This is a genomic window from Sanguibacter sp. TS_SC_8, assembly GCF_055361235.1.
Genome location: NZ_CM143955.1, coordinates 3,558,156 through 3,572,438, shown reverse-complemented (window position 1 = coordinate 3,572,438; position 14,283 = coordinate 3,558,156). Strand labels below are relative to the sequence as shown.

The following is a 14,283-nucleotide window of genomic DNA, read 5'->3' as shown; positions in this document are numbered from 1 at the left end:
CCACCCACCCCCGCTGAGTGCGGGAAAATACGCACTTCGCCCGGCGTGTCGCGCGTATTTTCCAGCACTCAGCGGACTGCGGGGCTGTCGGGCGGGGTGGGGGCGTTCATGGGGGTGCTGGCTGGGAGTCGGCTGGAGTTCACCTGGGCGTCGTTGCGGGAGTCTAGACAGGAGGGGCCCCATCCGGCCCCTCATGGAGATCACCTATGTCCGCATCCCGGCGCCCCACCCGCCGTCGCACTGCGCTCGCTGCTCCCTTCGCGACACTGACCGTCGCGGCACTGTCCCTGACCGCAGCGCTCGGAGGCGCCGCCGCGGCGGTAGCCGCTCCGACCGCCGTGGCGCCTGCCGCGGCGGCCGCGCCCGTCGCCGACCCGGTCACCCACTCGGCGCCCGACGCCGCGCTCGCCCTCTCGGTCCTCGGCAGCTACTCCACGGGCGTGTTCGACGCCTCCGCCGCCGAGATCGTCGCGTTCTACGACGACAAGCTCTTCGTCGTCAACGCCCAGGCCGGCGCCGTCGACGTGCTCGACGCGACCGACCCGGCCGCGCCCACCAAGCTCTTCTCGATCGCCGGCGCGGGCATCGCGAACTCGGTCGCGGTCCGCCCCGACGGCCTGGGCGTGGTCGCGCTCGAGTCGACGGTCAAGACCGACCCGGGCACGCTCGTCTTCTTCGACGCGAACGCCACGACCCCCGAGGTTCTGGGCACCGTCACGGTCGGCGCGCTGCCGGACATGGTGAGCATCTCCGCCGACGGCGCCTACGCCGTCGTCGCCAACGAGGCCGAGCCGGCCGCGGACTACTCGATCGACCCGGAGGGCTCGGTCAGCGTCGTCGACCTCCCGGGCACCGTGGCCGCCGCCCAGCAGAGCGCGGTCCGCACCGCGGACTTCCACGCCTTCGAGGCCGGCGGCAGCACGACGCTGCACGAGGACGTGCGGATCTTCGGCCCGACCCCGGAAGCCGACCTCCCGGTCTCGCGCAACCTCGAGCCCGAGTACGTGGCGATCGACGGCGCGACGGCCTACGTCGCGCTGCAGGAGAACAACGCGGTGGCTGTCGTCGACCTGGCTACCGCCTCCGTCACCGACATCTGGCCGCTGGGCTTCAAGGACCTGGGCACCGCTGGGAACGGGATCGACGCCTCCGACAAGGACTCCGCGATCTCCGTCACCACCCACCCCGGGGTCTTCGGCATGTACATGCCCGACTCCATCACCTCCTACACCGCCGCCGGGACCACCTACCTGGTCACCGCGAACGAGGGGGACGCCCGCGAGTGGGGCGACTACGTCGAGGGTGTGCGCGTCAAGAGCCTCGGCAAGAACGGCGTCCCGCCGATCTGTTCCGACAGCCCGCTCGCCGCGCTCACCGCAGACGCCGCGCTCGGCCGGCTCAACGTGACCACCGAGAACGGTCTGAACGCCGCCGGAACCTGCTTCGAGAACCTCTACGCCTTCGGCGGCCGGTCCTTCGCGGTCTGGACCACGGCCGGCGAGCTGGTCTTCGACTCCGGTGACGACCTCGAGCAGATGCTCGCCGACGCCGTCCCGGACTACTTCAACTCCAACCACTCCGCGACCGGCTTCGAGGGCCGCAGCGACGACAAGGGCCCCGAGCCGGAGAACCTCACGATCGGGCAGGTCGAGGGCCGCACCTACGCCTTCATCGGCCTCGAGCGGATCGGCGGCGTGGCCGTCTACGACATCACCTCTCCCACGGCGTCGACGTTCGTGACCTACCTCAACAACCGCGACTTCTCCGTGGACATGGACACCTCGGCCGACGTCGCCGCGGACCTCGCCCAGGCCGGTGACCTCGGCCCTGAGGGTTTGACCTTCGTGCCTGCGGCCACGTCCCCGACGGGCCGGCCGATGATCGCCGTCGGCAACGAGGTCTCGGGCACCACGACCCTGTTCGACGTCTCGACCACGACCAGCGCCACCCCGGTGGAGCTGCAGATCCTCGGCATCAACGACTTCCACGGGCGCATCCAGTCCGACGCCTCCTCCAAGGAGCCCGGCGCCGCCGTCCTCGCCGCGGCCGTCGCCGGGATGCGCGAGGAGAACCCGAACACCGTCTTCGTCTCGGCCGGCGACAACATCGGCGCCTCGACCTTCACCTCCTTTTCCCAGCAGGACAACCCCACGATCGACGCGCTCACGGCCGCCGGTCTTGAGGTCTCGGCCGTGGGCAACCACGAGTTCGACGGCGGGTGGGCCGACCTCACCGACCGGGTGATCCCCCGGTACGGCTCGGGCGACCTCGCTCTCGGCGCGAACGTCTACCTCAAGGGCACCATGACCCCGGCGCTCCAGGAGTACGCCATCGTCGAGCGTGGGGGAGTGCGCATCGCCTTCGTGGGGACCGTCACCGAGCAGACCGCCACCATGGTCTCCCCGGCCGGCATCGCCGACATCGAGTTCGGCGACCAGCTCACCGCCGCCAACCGGGTCGCCGACCAGCTCCGGGACGGCGACGCGAGCAACGGGGAGGCCGACGTCGTCGTCCTCCTCGCGCACGACGGATCCGAGACGGCCGACTGCGCGGCGATCGCGTCGTCGGACACGACCTACGGCAAGCTGGTGCGCGGCGCCTCTCCGGCGATCTCCGCGATCTTCTCCGGACACACCCACCAGTCCTACGCCTGCTCCTACCCGGTCTCCGGGTGGAGCGCCGACGTGCAGCGCCCGGTGGTCCAGGCGGGCCAGTACGGCCAGAGCCTCGATCGCGTCACGCTGTCGGTCGACCCGGTGAGCAAGGCCGTCGTGGCCGCCTCGGCAGGCGTCGTCCCGCTCGCCGTGGGCGCCGTCCAGGACCCCGCGGTGGCCGCCATCGTGGCCGACGCCGTGGCGCGCGCCGCAGTGGTGGGCCAGCAGGTGATCGGCTCGATCAGCGCCGACATCACCCGGGCCGGCGTCAACGGCTCGGACCGCGGCGCGGAGTCGACCCTGGGCAACCTTGTCGCCGACATGCAGCTGTGGTCGACGTCGAACGCGAGCTTCGGCGGTACCCCCGCCCAGATCGCGTTCATGAACCCCGGCGGCATCCGCGCAGACCTCATCCGCTCAGCGACCGGCACGGTCACCTACCGGGACGTGGCGACGGCGCAGCCCTTCGGCAACACGCTGTGGACGATGGACCTCACCGGCGCCCAGCTCCGTTCGGTCCTGGAAGAGCAGTGGCAGCCGGACGGGTCCGCCCGCCCCAAGCTGCACCTGGGCATCTCCGAGGGCTTCAGCTACGTGTACGACGACGCAGCACCGCGTGGCGCGCACATCACCTCGATGACCTTCCAGGGTGCGCCGATCACCGACGCCCAGGTCTTCCGGGTCGCCACGAACTCGTTCCTGGCCTCGGGCGGTGACAACTTCACGACCTTCGCGGCCGGCACCGCCCGCGCCGACTCCGGCCAGATCGACCTGGCGGCAGCGGTGGCCTACTTCGAGGCGCACCCCCTCGTCGACCCCGCCCCGCTCGGGCGGGCCATGGTCGCCGGCACCGACTGGGCGACCGTCGCCCTGGACACGTCCACCGTCACCACGGGCGGCAGCCTCGGGGTGACCGTCTCCGGGCTCGAGCCCGGCCAGCAGATCACCGCCGAGCTGCGCTCCGACCCGATCCTGGTGACCGGTCTCCCGGTCGCGGACGCGACCGGCACCGTGCGGTTCACCGTCGCGATCCCTACGACCCAGGATGCCGGGCTGCACACGCTCGTCGTGTCGCTGATCGGCCGGGAACCGATCCTGACGTCGGTCACCGTCGTGGCCGCCCCGGGAACCACGCCCACCGCCACGACCCCGGGATCAACCACCCCCGCGGTCGTGGCGGCGGTCTCCACCCGGGGTGGGACTCCCGCAGCGACGACCGCGGCGGCCCTCGCCACGACGGGTGCCAACCTGGCGATCCTCATCGCCCTGGCCGCGGCGCTCATCGCCCTCGGCGCGTTCCTGACCCGCCCGCGGACCACCAGCTGATCCCACTGCTGGTGTGATGCCGCTCGACCACCCGTGCGCCACCTCCGACCTCGGAGGTGGCGCACTCGTGGTCAGGGAGCCACCGCGGGCCCGGTCGGGGAGATCTGGTAGCGGGAGACCTCGCCCCCGCCGTCGAGGAAGGCTCCGTTCTGCTCGCGCCAGGCGGCCAGGCTCGGGTCCGTGGTGTCGGAGTCGATGAGCGCCCCGGTGGTCGAGTACAGGCCGGTGCCGTGCGCCTCCCCGGGATTGAGGGGGTCGCCGGGCGCCGTGTCCGCCGCGATGTCGTCCGTGACGTCGCGTCCTACGGTCACCCAGTTGGCGGCGTCCGGGTTCTCCCGGCCCTCGAGCATCGGCACGGGGTCCTGGTCGTGCTCCACGGCCAGCACCGAGACGGAGTCGGGGATGTCGAACCGTGCGATCGGTGAGCCACCGGTGACGATGCTGGTGACGTTGAACTCCTCCATGAACGCCGGGTCGGAGGCCATCGCGGCGCACGCGATCCCGCCCTGGGAGTGACCGGTGAGCATGACCGGGTCGCCGGGTTGGATGCCGGCCTGGCGCATCGCGTCGGCGATCTGCTCCCGGAGCACCGAGTCCTGCCCGCTCATGAGGTTGACGTTGGACGCCAGGTCGACCGGGCTGTCCGTCCGGTCCGGTGACCAGTCCTGCGTGCCGGGGACCTGGACGATGTAGGACGTGGACCCGTCGGGCGCCGTCTTCGTGATGATCTGGACCTGGCCGTGCGCCTCCTCCACCCCGAGGCTGCTCTGCTGGGCGAAGATGTCCTCGACCGAGTGCGGGACCGCCGGGGGCACGGGGAGGTGCGGCGGCTCGGAGAGGTCGCCCCCTGCCACCCACTCGGCGATCGCCCGTGTCCGCGCCAGCGCGTACTGGGCGTCGGTGTCGTCGGGGTCCACCGGGTCCGTCCGGAAGCTGCCGTCGTCGGCGAACATGCCGACGAGGCCCCCGATCGAGACCAGCCCGGCGACGGAGTCCTCATAGCTGCCCGTGGGCCAGTGGCCCCCGGAGAGCAGCGCGACGAGCGGCCCGCCGGTCAGCGTGCCCGCGGCACCCTGGATGATCCACGGGAGGGACGCCGTGATGTCCTCCATCAGCCACGGGTTCTCGAACAGCGTGTCCAGGGCGCCGTCGGCGAGGGCGTCACGGTTGGCGTACAGCACCGCGGTGAGCAGCGGGTTGGAGGCGAGCACCAGGACGCCGCCGACGGCCAGCAGCGGCAGCGCCGCACCGAGCAGGTACCCACCCGCGGCGTTGAGGGCCTCCATGGCGGTCTGCTGCGCCGAGTCGAAGAGGACGTAGACGTCCACCGACTCCGTGAGGATCAGCGCTGAGGCCTCCAGGCCCACGCTCACCGGCAGCAGGCCGTCGGGTCCGGTCGCCGCCGCCCCGATCGCCAGCTCTGCCTTGACGACCATGTCCGGGCACAGCAGCGCAGCGCCCAGGACTGCCTCGTCGACGAGCAGCAGCGCCATGTCGTCCGACCACTTGCGCACGCCGTCGCCGGCGGTGTCCAGGATGCGGGCGTAGGTGCGGATGTCGTCGAAGGTTGCCCCGACGCCGCCTGCCCCGCCGTCGACCTCGATGCTCATGCGGACTCCTCCTGCGTGGGGGTGGCGATCGCTCTCAAGGCCGTGTCCATGCGCCCGGTCACGTCGAAGATCAGCATCCTGGTGATGTCCGCGGCGCTCCGCGGCTCGTGACGGACCTGCTGGTCGGGCGTCCGGATGAGCTCGACCCAGCCGGCCGAGCAGCGCAGCAGGGACAGCATGCTGACGTCGGTGCGTCCGGCGCTGCGCACGGTGAGCACCACCGACCCGTCCATCGACTCCACGACCGCCATCACCAGCGGCGGAGGTTCCGCCACCCGGAGGTCGCGGCAGACGGCGTCGAGCAGCCGGGCGTTGCCGGTGCGGACCGCTTTGGCCAGCGTGATCGTGATCTCCTCGGGGATCGTCACCGCCGGCGCGGGGGTGCTCACCGGGGCCGGTGGGACGAGGCGCAGCACCTCATCGAGCAGACCGCCGACGCCGAAGGCGCTCACCTCCATCCCGGGTCGCTGCCGGGTCGCCGTCGGCCCCTCACCGGCGGCCACGTCGATCCCGCGGACCACCGAGGACCCGGTGCCGGTCCCGGTCCAGACGAGGGCGCACACGCCCCGGTCGCCGGCCGTCACCGCCACCTCGACCTCGACGAGGGCGGCCGGGCGCATCCACGCGGCCTCGACCAGCGCCGGGTCCACGTCGGTCGTGTCGCCGGGCACGGCCTCCGCCGCCTCGACGATCTCGTCGGGGGGCGTCATGGGCTCTGCCCACGCCGGGACCGGGGGCGACCCGGCTGCGGCGAGCACGGAGCGCCACTGCGACTCGCGCAGACGTCGCCGGAGGCCGTCGCCGGAGGGGACGTCGAAGGAGATGGCTGTCGTTGTCACCATGGGGTCACCCAGTCCAGGAGTTCTTTGCCGGCACTGACGACGTTGGAGACCGACAGGTTCGACCCGAGCGTCCCGGCGCGCCGGATGAGGTCTCTCGCCGCGTTGCTCGCGGCCTGCTCCGCCTCGCTGAGCTCTTCCAGGGCGATGTTCGCGTACCGGTTCACGGTTCGCCGGGCGTCCTCGACCTTGTCGGAGACGGCGTCCACCACGTTGGTGAGGAACTTCTGGCGCTCGGCGAGCTCGTCCGCCAACGCCTCGAGGGCCACGGCGGCGGCGATCATCTCGTCGTGCGCCTCGGTGATGTTCCGTGAGTGGTCGGCGAGCCGCTCGCGGTACCGGTCGGCTGCGTTGCCGACCCAGGTCGCCCCGGTGTTCGCGCGGACGTCGTCCCGTGTCCCGGTCACGTCCGTCGCCCAGGTGCGGACTGTGAGCGCCAGGTCCCGGATCGCGTCCGGATCGCCTCCAAATGACATGAGGGGAGCCTATTGACCGGTCCTGACCTGTGTCGATGGGGAGAAGCGCCCATGGGCGGACCAAGCGCCCACGCGGACGCAGCAACGGCCGGCACCGAGGTGCCGGCCGTTGCGGACCGCTGGAGAGAGTTGGGGACTCAGTGGTTGTAGTACCCGGCGTCCTTGGCGCGCTGGAAGGAGCGCTCGACCTCGATCTCGGCCTCGGCCTTGCCCGTCCAGTGCGCGCCCTCGACCGACTTGCCCGGCTCGAGGTCCTTGTAGACCTCGAAGAAGTGCTGGACCTCCAGGCGGTGGAAGTCGGAGACGTCGTCGATGTCCTGGCGCCACGCGGCACGCTGGTCACCGGTGGGCACGCACAGCACCTTGTCGTCGCCCCCGGCCTCGTCGCGCATGCGGAACATGCCCAGGGCGCGGCAGCGGATCAGGCAGCCGGGGAAGGTCGGCTCCTCGAGGAGGACGAGCGCGTCGAGGGGGTCGCCGTCCTCGCCGAGAGTCCCTTCGATGAACCCGTAGTCGTCGGGGTAGCGGGTCGAGGTGAACAGCATGCGGTCGAGGCGGATCCGACCGGTCTTGTGGTCGACCTCGTACTTGTTGCGCTGACCCTTGGGGATCTCGATCGTGACGTCGAACTCCACTGTTCTTCCTCCAGTTGCACCCGCTGCGCGGTGTCGCGCCCAGACAGGGTCGTGTGTGTCGCATGCGTGGTCGGTGTAGCCACTCGCCAGACTAGACGACATCGTGGCGGTTCGCGGAAGGTACCTGATGTGATGCTGGTCGTGACCTAGTGTGACTCGGGAGCGCATGCATCCGCGCGTGGACCATATCCTGGAGGCGTGAAGGTGACTGTTTCATGGCGCTGATGGGACGCGTCGTCGCGGGGACGATCGCCGCCGCGCTCGTCGTGCTGGGCGGCTACGCCTGGGCGGACGCCCGCGACATCCTTCCCGGGATCCTCACCCTGGGCCCGGAGCCCGCCCCGGCGGCCCCCTTCCCCACCGCCCCGGCCGCTATCCCCGGACCGTCCCCCCGGGACACCCTCGAGGTGCTCGACGCCGCAGCGCCGGTCCCGGACGCGGCAACCCTCCAGGCGGCAGTCGACACGTTCGTCGCCGACCCCCGGATGGGGACCTCGACCGGGGTGGTCGTCGCCGACGCCCTGACCGGGCAGGTGCTGGCCTCAGCCTCGCCCGAGGTGCCGCGCGTCCCGGCCTCGATCCAGAAGCTGCTCACCGCGGCCGCGGCGCTGAGCGCGGTCGGCTACGACCATGTGCTGACGACGACGGTCACCCAGTCCGCCCCGGGCACCATCGCCCTCGTCGGTGGCGGGGACATGATGCTCTCCGCCGGCGCCGGGGACCCCGCTGCCGTCTCCGGGCACGCCGGCCTGGACGACCTCGCCGCCCAGGTGGCCAGGGAGCTGGCGTTGGCCGGCACCACGACCGTCACGCTGACCCTCGACGACACGCTCTTCACCGGCTCGTCGACGGGCCTGTGGGAGGCGAACATGCCGAGCCTGGGCTACGCGGCCCCGGTCGCTGCCCTCGCGGTGGACACCGGGCGGCTCTCCCCCGGGGAGTACGCCCCCCGCGACGCCGACCCCGGGCTCGCAGCCGCGAACGCCTTCGTCGCGGCCCTGGCCGTCCATGGGGTGACCGTGGACGGTGCGCCGACCCGCGGGGCGGCGATCAAGGACGCCCGGGTCATCGCCACTGTCGACTCCGCCCCGATGGGTGAGATCGTCCAGTACTTCCTGCACACCTCCGACAACACGATCACCGAGGTGGTCGGGCGGATCGTGGCGGTCGAGGCGGGCCTGCCCGGGTCCTTCGAGGGCTCGACCACGGCGGTGCTCAACGAGCTCACGGACCTGGGCGTCGACACGTCCGGGGCTGTCCTGACCGACTGCAGCGGCCTGGCCGACGGCTCACGCCTGTCTGCCACGACGATGCTCCAGGTCCTCGACCTCATGGCCGACCCCGCCCACCCCCAGCTGCGCCCCGCCATCATCGGCATGCCGGTCGCAGGGCTGGACGGCACGCTCGACGACCGGTTCCTCAGCTCAGAGGCCCGCGGCCTGGTCCGGGCCAAGACCGGCTCCCTCCCGCACGTCACGTCGCTGGCCGGCACGGCGCTGAGCGCTGACAACCGTCAGCTCACCTTCGTCATCATGGCCGACCAGACGCCCGACGGCGGCCAGTGGGGACCTCGCGCAGCGATCGACGACTTCGTCGCCAACCTTGCGGCCTGCGGTTGCCGATGAGCGTGTCCGAGCGGGAGCTCGTCGACTGGGCCGACGCCGCCCAGATCGCCGGGCGGCTCGTGCCCCCCGGCCCGGTGGCGTCCCGCGGGGAGATCGAGGACCTCGTCGCCTCGCTGCGGCGGGCTGCCGGTCGAGCGGTCGGGCCGGTCGCCACGATCACCGGGCTGCTGCCCGCCGACGGACGGGACCTGTCCACCGAGCCGCTGTCCACCGTCCGGGTCGTCGACCGGGCCCGCTGGGCCCAGGCCGGCGCCGCGTCCATGGCGGCGATGACCACCGGAGCCCTGCGCGCGCCGTCGGGCAGGGCGGTGCCGCTGGCCGCCGAGCTCGCCGCGAGCGCGGAGGTCGGCGCGGCCCTGGCCTTCATGTCCACGAAGATCCTCGGCCAGTTCGACCCGTACGCCGCGGCACCCGGCGAGCTGCTGCTGGTGGCGCCGAACGTGCTGCACGTCGAGCGGGAGATGCAGGTGCGGCCCGAGGACTTCCGGCTCTGGGTGTGCCTGCACGAGCAGACCCACGCGCTCCAGTTCGCCGCCGCGCCGTGGCTGACCGAACACCTGCGCACCCGCACCCGGGCGCTGGTCTCCGGGATCGGTGAGGTGTCGCAGTCGCCGTGGCAGGCCACCGTCCGGGTGGGAGCCTTCGTCCGCGCGGTCTACGCCGCGGTGCGCGGGCGGGAGGGTGCCCAGCTCATCGACGGGCTGCTCACCCCGGCCCAGCGGGTGACCTTCGAGGAGATCACCGCGATCATGTCGCTCCTGGAGGGCCACGCCGACGTCGCGATGGACGAGGTCGGCCCGTCGGTCGTGCGCAGCGTGCGATCCATCCGGGCGAAGTTCGACAAGCGGAGCGCGACGGGCCAGGGCCGCGACGGCGTGCTGCGCCGGCTCATGGGCATGGACGCCAAGATGGAGCAGTACCGGGGCGGGGCGGTCTTCGTGCGGGCGGTGACCGCGGAGGTCGGCACGACCGGGCTGAACGCGGTCTGGTCCGGGCCGCAGACGCTGCCCACCGCCCGGGAGATCGCCGACCCGATCGCGTGGGTGCGCCGGGTCCATGGCTGAGACGCCCCTGCCCGGCTGCGCCGCGGGCATGGCGGGGACGCACCCGGTGGCGGGGCGGTGAGCGGGCCGCCCCGCGCCGTCGCGCAGGCCCGGCTGGCGCTCCGGGCTGCCGTCGCGGACCTCGGGGGAGCGGCGGGTCCCGACGGGGGGACCGGTGCGGGTGGTGCTGCGGAACCCACGCCCGGTCGCCCGCTCGTCCCGCCCGTCCCGCTCGTCCTGGTCGCCTGCTCGGGCGGGGCGGACTCCCTCGCGCTCGCGGCGACGACCGCCTTCCTCGCCCCCCGCCTGGGCCTGCGGGCCGGTGCGGTGATCGTGGACCACGCCCTGCAGGACGGGTCCGCGGCGGTCGCGGCGAGGGCGGCCGACCAGTGCCGCTCGCTGGGCCTCGATCCCGTCGAGGTCACCCGCACAGCGGTGCCCGCCGGACCGGGCCACGGCGGCCCGGAGGGCGCCGCCCGCACGGCCCGCTACCGCGCGCTGCACGCCGCCGCCGAGCGGCTCGGCGCGCGCGCCATCCTGCTCGGTCACACGGCGGACGACCAGGCCGAGACCGTGCTGCTGGGCCTGGCCCGGGGCTCGGGGGCACGATCCCTGGCCGGGATGCGCGCCGAGGTCGGTGCGCTGCGCCGACCGTTCCTCGACCTGCGCCGCACCGACACCGAGGAGATCTGCCGGGCGGCCGGCCTGGAGTTCTGGCACGACCCGACCAACGCCGGGGACCACCCCGGCGCGCCCCTGCGCTCCCAGGTCCGCGCCCGCGTCCTTCCCCTGCTCGACGACGTGCTCGGGCCGGGCGTGGTCGCCGCCCTCACCCGGACCGCCGCCCAGCTCGACGAGGACGACACCGCGCTGTCTGGCTATGCCGCGGCGCTGCTCGACCGCGCGCGGTCGGCCGCCGGGCCGGAGGGCGGCGGGCCGGTTGCGGGCCGCCCCGGCTGGGACGTGCTCGACGTGCTCGACGTCACCGAGCTGGCCGGTTCCCCGGCCGCGGTCCGCACCCGGGCGCTGCGCCGCGCGGCGCTGGAGGTGGGCTGCCCCGCAGGCACGCTCGCCAGGTCGCACGTCCTCGAGCTCGACCGCCTCGTCACCGACTGGCGTGGTCAGGGACCCATCCAGCTGCCCGGGGCGGTCGAAGGACGCCGGGACTGTGGCAGGCTAGTGCTTGAACACCTTCTCAACTGATCAAGGAGCTCTCCCCGTGGGATCTGCCCAGACCGGCGACATCGACCACGTCCTGCTGAGCGAGGAGCAGATCACCGCCAAGCTCGATGAGCTGGCCGAACGCATCGACGCCGACTACGCGGGCAAAGACCTGCTGCTCGTCGGTGTGCTCAAGGGAGCGGTCATGGTCATGGCCGACCTGTCCCGGCGGATCCAGCACCAGGGCGTCGAGATGGACTGGATGGCGGTGTCGTCCTACGGCTCGGGGACCAAGTCCTCCGGCGTCGTGCGCATCCTCAAGGACCTCGACGCCGACCTCACCGGTCGGAACGTGCTGATCGTCGAGGACATCATCGACTCCGGGCTGACCCTGTCCTGGCTCATCTCCAACCTGCGCAGCCGACGGCCGGCCTCGGTCGAGGTCGCAGCCATGCTGCGCAAGCCGGACGCCGCCAAGGTCGAGGTGGATGTCCGCTACGTGGGATTCGACATCCCCAACGAGTTCGTCGTCGGCTACGGCCTCGACTATGCCGAGAAGTACCGCACGCTGCCCTTCGTGGGCACGCTGGCGCCGCACGTCTACTCAAGCTGAGCGCTTTTCAACCAGTCGCTGGGTGCCCGCTGAACGTGCACTGATTCACTGTCGCCTCCCTCCGGGACGTTCGCCTCATCCTGCCCTGGGCGAACAGCGGCCATTTTGACAGTCAAATGTCAGGTGAGACGTGTATTTTCGACGACGTACCAGTGCGCGAGCGGAAGGATGCGGGGTGTACCCCCGTCGACGATGAACATGAAGCGTCTTTTGAGCGGGCCATTCTTGTGGATCATCCTGGGCTTGGTGATCCTCGGCTTTGCGCTCACCACGCTGTTCGGGGTCAAGGTCTCCAAGATCGACACCTCAGCCGGCCTTGCTCTGCTCGACGGCGGGACGGTCGAGCAGGCCCTCCTCGTCGACGGCGACCAGCGCGTCCAGCTGACCCTGTCCGAGCCCTACACGGTGGGCGAGGAGGACTTCGGCACGAGCGTCGAGTTCTACTACGTCCAGCCGCAGGGTGAGCAGGTCGTCGACGCCGTGACCCGCGCCGACCCGGAGAAGGGCTTCAACTCCGAGGTGGCCCGCGCCGGGTTCCTCACCTCGATGCTCTCGGTGATCATCCCCTTCCTCATCATCGGCGTGATCTTCTACTTCATCCTGTCCCGCATGCAGGGTGGCGGCTCGCGGGTGATGGGCTTCGGCAAGTCGAAGGCCAAGCTGGCCACGAAGGACACCCCGCAGGTGACCTTCGACGACGTCGCCGGGGCGGACGAGGCCGTGGAGGAGCTCCGCGAGATCCAGGAGTTCCTCTCCGAGCCCGCCAAGTTCCTCGCCGTCGGCGCGAAGATCCCCAAGGGTGTCCTGCTCTACGGTCCTCCCGGAACCGGTAAGACGCTGCTCGCCCGCGCGGTCGCCGGCGAGGCCGGTGTCCCGTTCTACTCGATCTCCGGCTCCGACTTCGTCGAGATGTTCGTCGGCGTAGGTGCCTCCCGCGTCCGCGACCTCTTCGCCCAGGCCAAGGAGAGCGCTCCGGCGATCATCTTCGTCGACGAGATCGATGCGGTCGGTCGCCACCGCGGCGCCGGGATGGGCGGCGGGCACGACGAGCGCGAGCAGACGCTCAACCAGCTTCTCGTGGAGATGGACGGCTTCGACGTCAAGGCGAACGTCATCCTCATCGCCGCGACCAACCGACCCGACATCCTCGACCCGGCGCTGCTGCGCCCGGGACGCTTCGACCGCCAGATCGCCGTCGAGGCACCGGACCTGCAGGGCCGCACCGACATCCTGCACGTGCACGCCAAGGGCAAGCCGATCGTCGACGACGTCGACCTGCGGGCCGTGGCCCGACGCACCCCCGGCTTCTCCGGCGCGGACCTCGCCAACGTGCTCAACGAGGCGGCGCTGCTCACGGCGCGCTCCGGCGCCCAGCTCATCGACGACCGCGCCCTCGACGAGGCGATCGACCGTGTCATCGCCGGCCCGCAGAAGCGCACCCGGATCATGAACATCAAGGAGCAGAAGATCACGGCGTACCACGAGGGTGGTCACGCGCTCGTCGCGGCCGCCATGCGGTACACCGACCCCGTCACGAAGGTGACGATCCTGCCCCGTGGGCGCGCGCTGGGCTACACGATGGTCATGCCCACCGAGGACAAGTACTCCACCACCCGCAACGAGCTGCTCGACCAGCTCGCCTACGCCATGGGTGGGCGCGTCGCGGAGGAGATCGTCTTCCACGACCCGACCACCGGTGCCTCGAACGACATCGAGAAGGCCAGCGCCACGGCTCGCAAGATGGTCACCGAGTACGGCATGAGCGAGCGGGTCGGTGCCATCAAGCTCGGCCAGGGCTCGGCCGAGCCGTTCATGGGCCGCGACCTGGGCCACCAGCGCGACTACTCCGAGTCGGTCGCCGGGACGGTCGACCACGAGGTCCGCAAGCTCATCGAGTCTGCGCACGACGAGGCCTGGGAGGTGCTGGTGGAGTACCGCGACGTGCTCGACCACCTCGTGCTGGAGCTCCTCGAGAAGGAGACGCTCAACCAGGCCGAGCTCGCCGCGATCTTCACCCCGGTCGTCAAGCGTGCCCCGCGTGAGGTGTGGCTCTCGAGCGAGCAGCGCGCGGTCTCCGACCGTCCCCCGGTGCTCACCGAGGCGGAGCGGATCGCGCACGGCGACGGTCCGGTGATCCCCGAGGACGAGGCTGCGGCCGCCCGCGAGGAGCACCCGGCAGAGGCCGTCCGGGAGGTCCCCCCGGGTGGCAAGGTCGGTCCGGTGAACCTGGCCAAGCCGGTCTCCGACCAGCCCGACGACGCGAGCGAGTGAGGACGACGTGACCGATCCGAACGAGGCACC

General features: G+C 71.8%; 10 protein-coding genes. 6 read left to right on the top strand and 4 right to left on the bottom strand.

The window, feature by feature from the left end:
* Nucleotides 1-206 precede the first annotated feature (206 nt).
* Nucleotides 207-3,980 (top strand): choice-of-anchor I family protein, encoded by a 3,774-nt coding sequence (locus ACWA15_RS16085; protein ID WP_464056491.1) that lies wholly within the window; start codon nucleotides 207-209, stop codon nucleotides 3,978-3,980.
* 71 nt (nucleotides 3,981-4,051) lie between these two features.
* Here the strand turns inward: ACWA15_RS16085 and ACWA15_RS16080 are convergent, their stop codons facing one another.
* The 4 genes from ACWA15_RS16080 to ACWA15_RS16065 form a co-directional block, all read right to left on the bottom strand.
* Complete coding sequence (locus ACWA15_RS16080) at nucleotides 4,052-5,590, bottom strand: alpha/beta hydrolase family protein (protein WP_464056490.1); 1,539 nt, start codon at nucleotides 5,588-5,590, stop codon at nucleotides 4,052-4,054.
* Nucleotides 5,587-6,432: a hypothetical protein gene (locus ACWA15_RS16075; RefSeq protein WP_464056489.1), complete on the bottom strand. Its 846-nt coding sequence runs from the start codon at nucleotides 6,430-6,432 to the stop codon at nucleotides 5,587-5,589. Before ACWA15_RS16075 ends, ACWA15_RS16080 begins: the two co-directional genes overlap by 4 nt.
* Entirely contained in the window at nucleotides 6,426-6,905 is a 480-nt protein-coding gene (locus ACWA15_RS16070; RefSeq protein ID WP_464056488.1) for a hypothetical protein, read from the bottom strand. Before ACWA15_RS16070 ends, ACWA15_RS16075 begins: the two co-directional genes overlap by 7 nt.
* Nucleotides 6,906-7,042: 137 nt before the next feature.
* Entirely contained in the window at nucleotides 7,043-7,540 is a 498-nt protein-coding gene (locus ACWA15_RS16065; RefSeq protein ID WP_093181478.1) for an inorganic diphosphatase, read from the bottom strand.
* A gap of 215 nt (nucleotides 7,541-7,755) precedes the next feature.
* On the opposite strand from ACWA15_RS16065, the gene dacB reads away from it, so the two are divergent.
* The 5 genes from dacB to ftsH all read left to right on the top strand — a co-directional run bounded on the left by dacB (nucleotide 7,756) and on the right by ftsH (nucleotide 14,253).
* Nucleotides 7,756-9,165, top strand: a complete 1,410-nt coding sequence (dacB, locus tag ACWA15_RS16060; RefSeq protein WP_464056487.1) for a D-alanyl-D-alanine carboxypeptidase/D-alanyl-D-alanine endopeptidase — start codon at nucleotides 7,756-7,758, stop codon at nucleotides 9,163-9,165.
* Nucleotides 9,162-10,229, top strand: coding sequence for a zinc-dependent metalloprotease (locus ACWA15_RS16055; RefSeq protein ID WP_464056486.1), 1,068 nt, complete (start codon nucleotides 9,162-9,164; stop codon nucleotides 10,227-10,229). The genes dacB and ACWA15_RS16055 overlap by 4 nt, the downstream gene beginning before the upstream one ends.
* A gap of 57 nt (nucleotides 10,230-10,286) precedes the next feature.
* Nucleotides 10,287-11,411 carry a tRNA lysidine(34) synthetase TilS gene (gene tilS / locus ACWA15_RS16050; protein ID WP_464056484.1) on the top strand — a complete coding sequence of 375 codons (1,125 nt, stop codon included), beginning with the start codon at nucleotides 10,287-10,289 and terminating at the stop codon, nucleotides 11,409-11,411.
* Nucleotides 11,412-11,427: 16 nt separating this feature from the next.
* Nucleotides 11,428-11,982: a hypoxanthine phosphoribosyltransferase gene (hpt, locus tag ACWA15_RS16045; RefSeq protein WP_464056483.1), complete on the top strand. Its 555-nt coding sequence runs from the start codon at nucleotides 11,428-11,430 to the stop codon at nucleotides 11,980-11,982.
* Nucleotides 11,983-12,174: 192 nt separating this feature from the next.
* Entirely contained in the window at nucleotides 12,175-14,253 is a 2,079-nt protein-coding gene (gene ftsH, locus ACWA15_RS16040; protein ID WP_464056481.1) for an ATP-dependent zinc metalloprotease FtsH, read from the top strand.
* Nucleotides 14,254-14,283: the final 30 nt, after the last annotated feature.

What these genes read in the sequence shown, in the direction of transcription:
- ACWA15_RS16085 (WP_464056491.1), top strand. Translation starts at nt 207, where the DNA reads ATGTCCGCATCCCGGCGCCCCACCCGCCGTCGCACTGCGCTCGCTGCT.
- ACWA15_RS16080 (WP_464056490.1), bottom strand. Translation starts at nt 5,590, where the DNA reads ATGAGCATCGAGGTCGACGGCGGGGCAGGCGGCGTCGGGGCAACCTTC.
- ACWA15_RS16075 (WP_464056489.1), bottom strand. Translation starts at nt 6,432, where the DNA reads ATGGTGACAACGACAGCCATCTCCTTCGACGTCCCCTCCGGCGACGGC.
- ACWA15_RS16070 (WP_464056488.1), bottom strand. Translation starts at nt 6,905, where the DNA reads ATGTCATTTGGAGGCGATCCGGACGCGATCCGGGACCTGGCGCTCACA.
- dacB (WP_464056487.1), top strand. Translation starts at nt 7,756, where the DNA reads ATGGCGCTGATGGGACGCGTCGTCGCGGGGACGATCGCCGCCGCGCTC.
- ACWA15_RS16055 (WP_464056486.1), top strand. Translation starts at nt 9,162, where the DNA reads ATGAGCGTGTCCGAGCGGGAGCTCGTCGACTGGGCCGACGCCGCCCAG.
- ftsH (WP_464056481.1), top strand. Translation starts at nt 12,175, where the DNA reads ATGAACATGAAGCGTCTTTTGAGCGGGCCATTCTTGTGGATCATCCTG.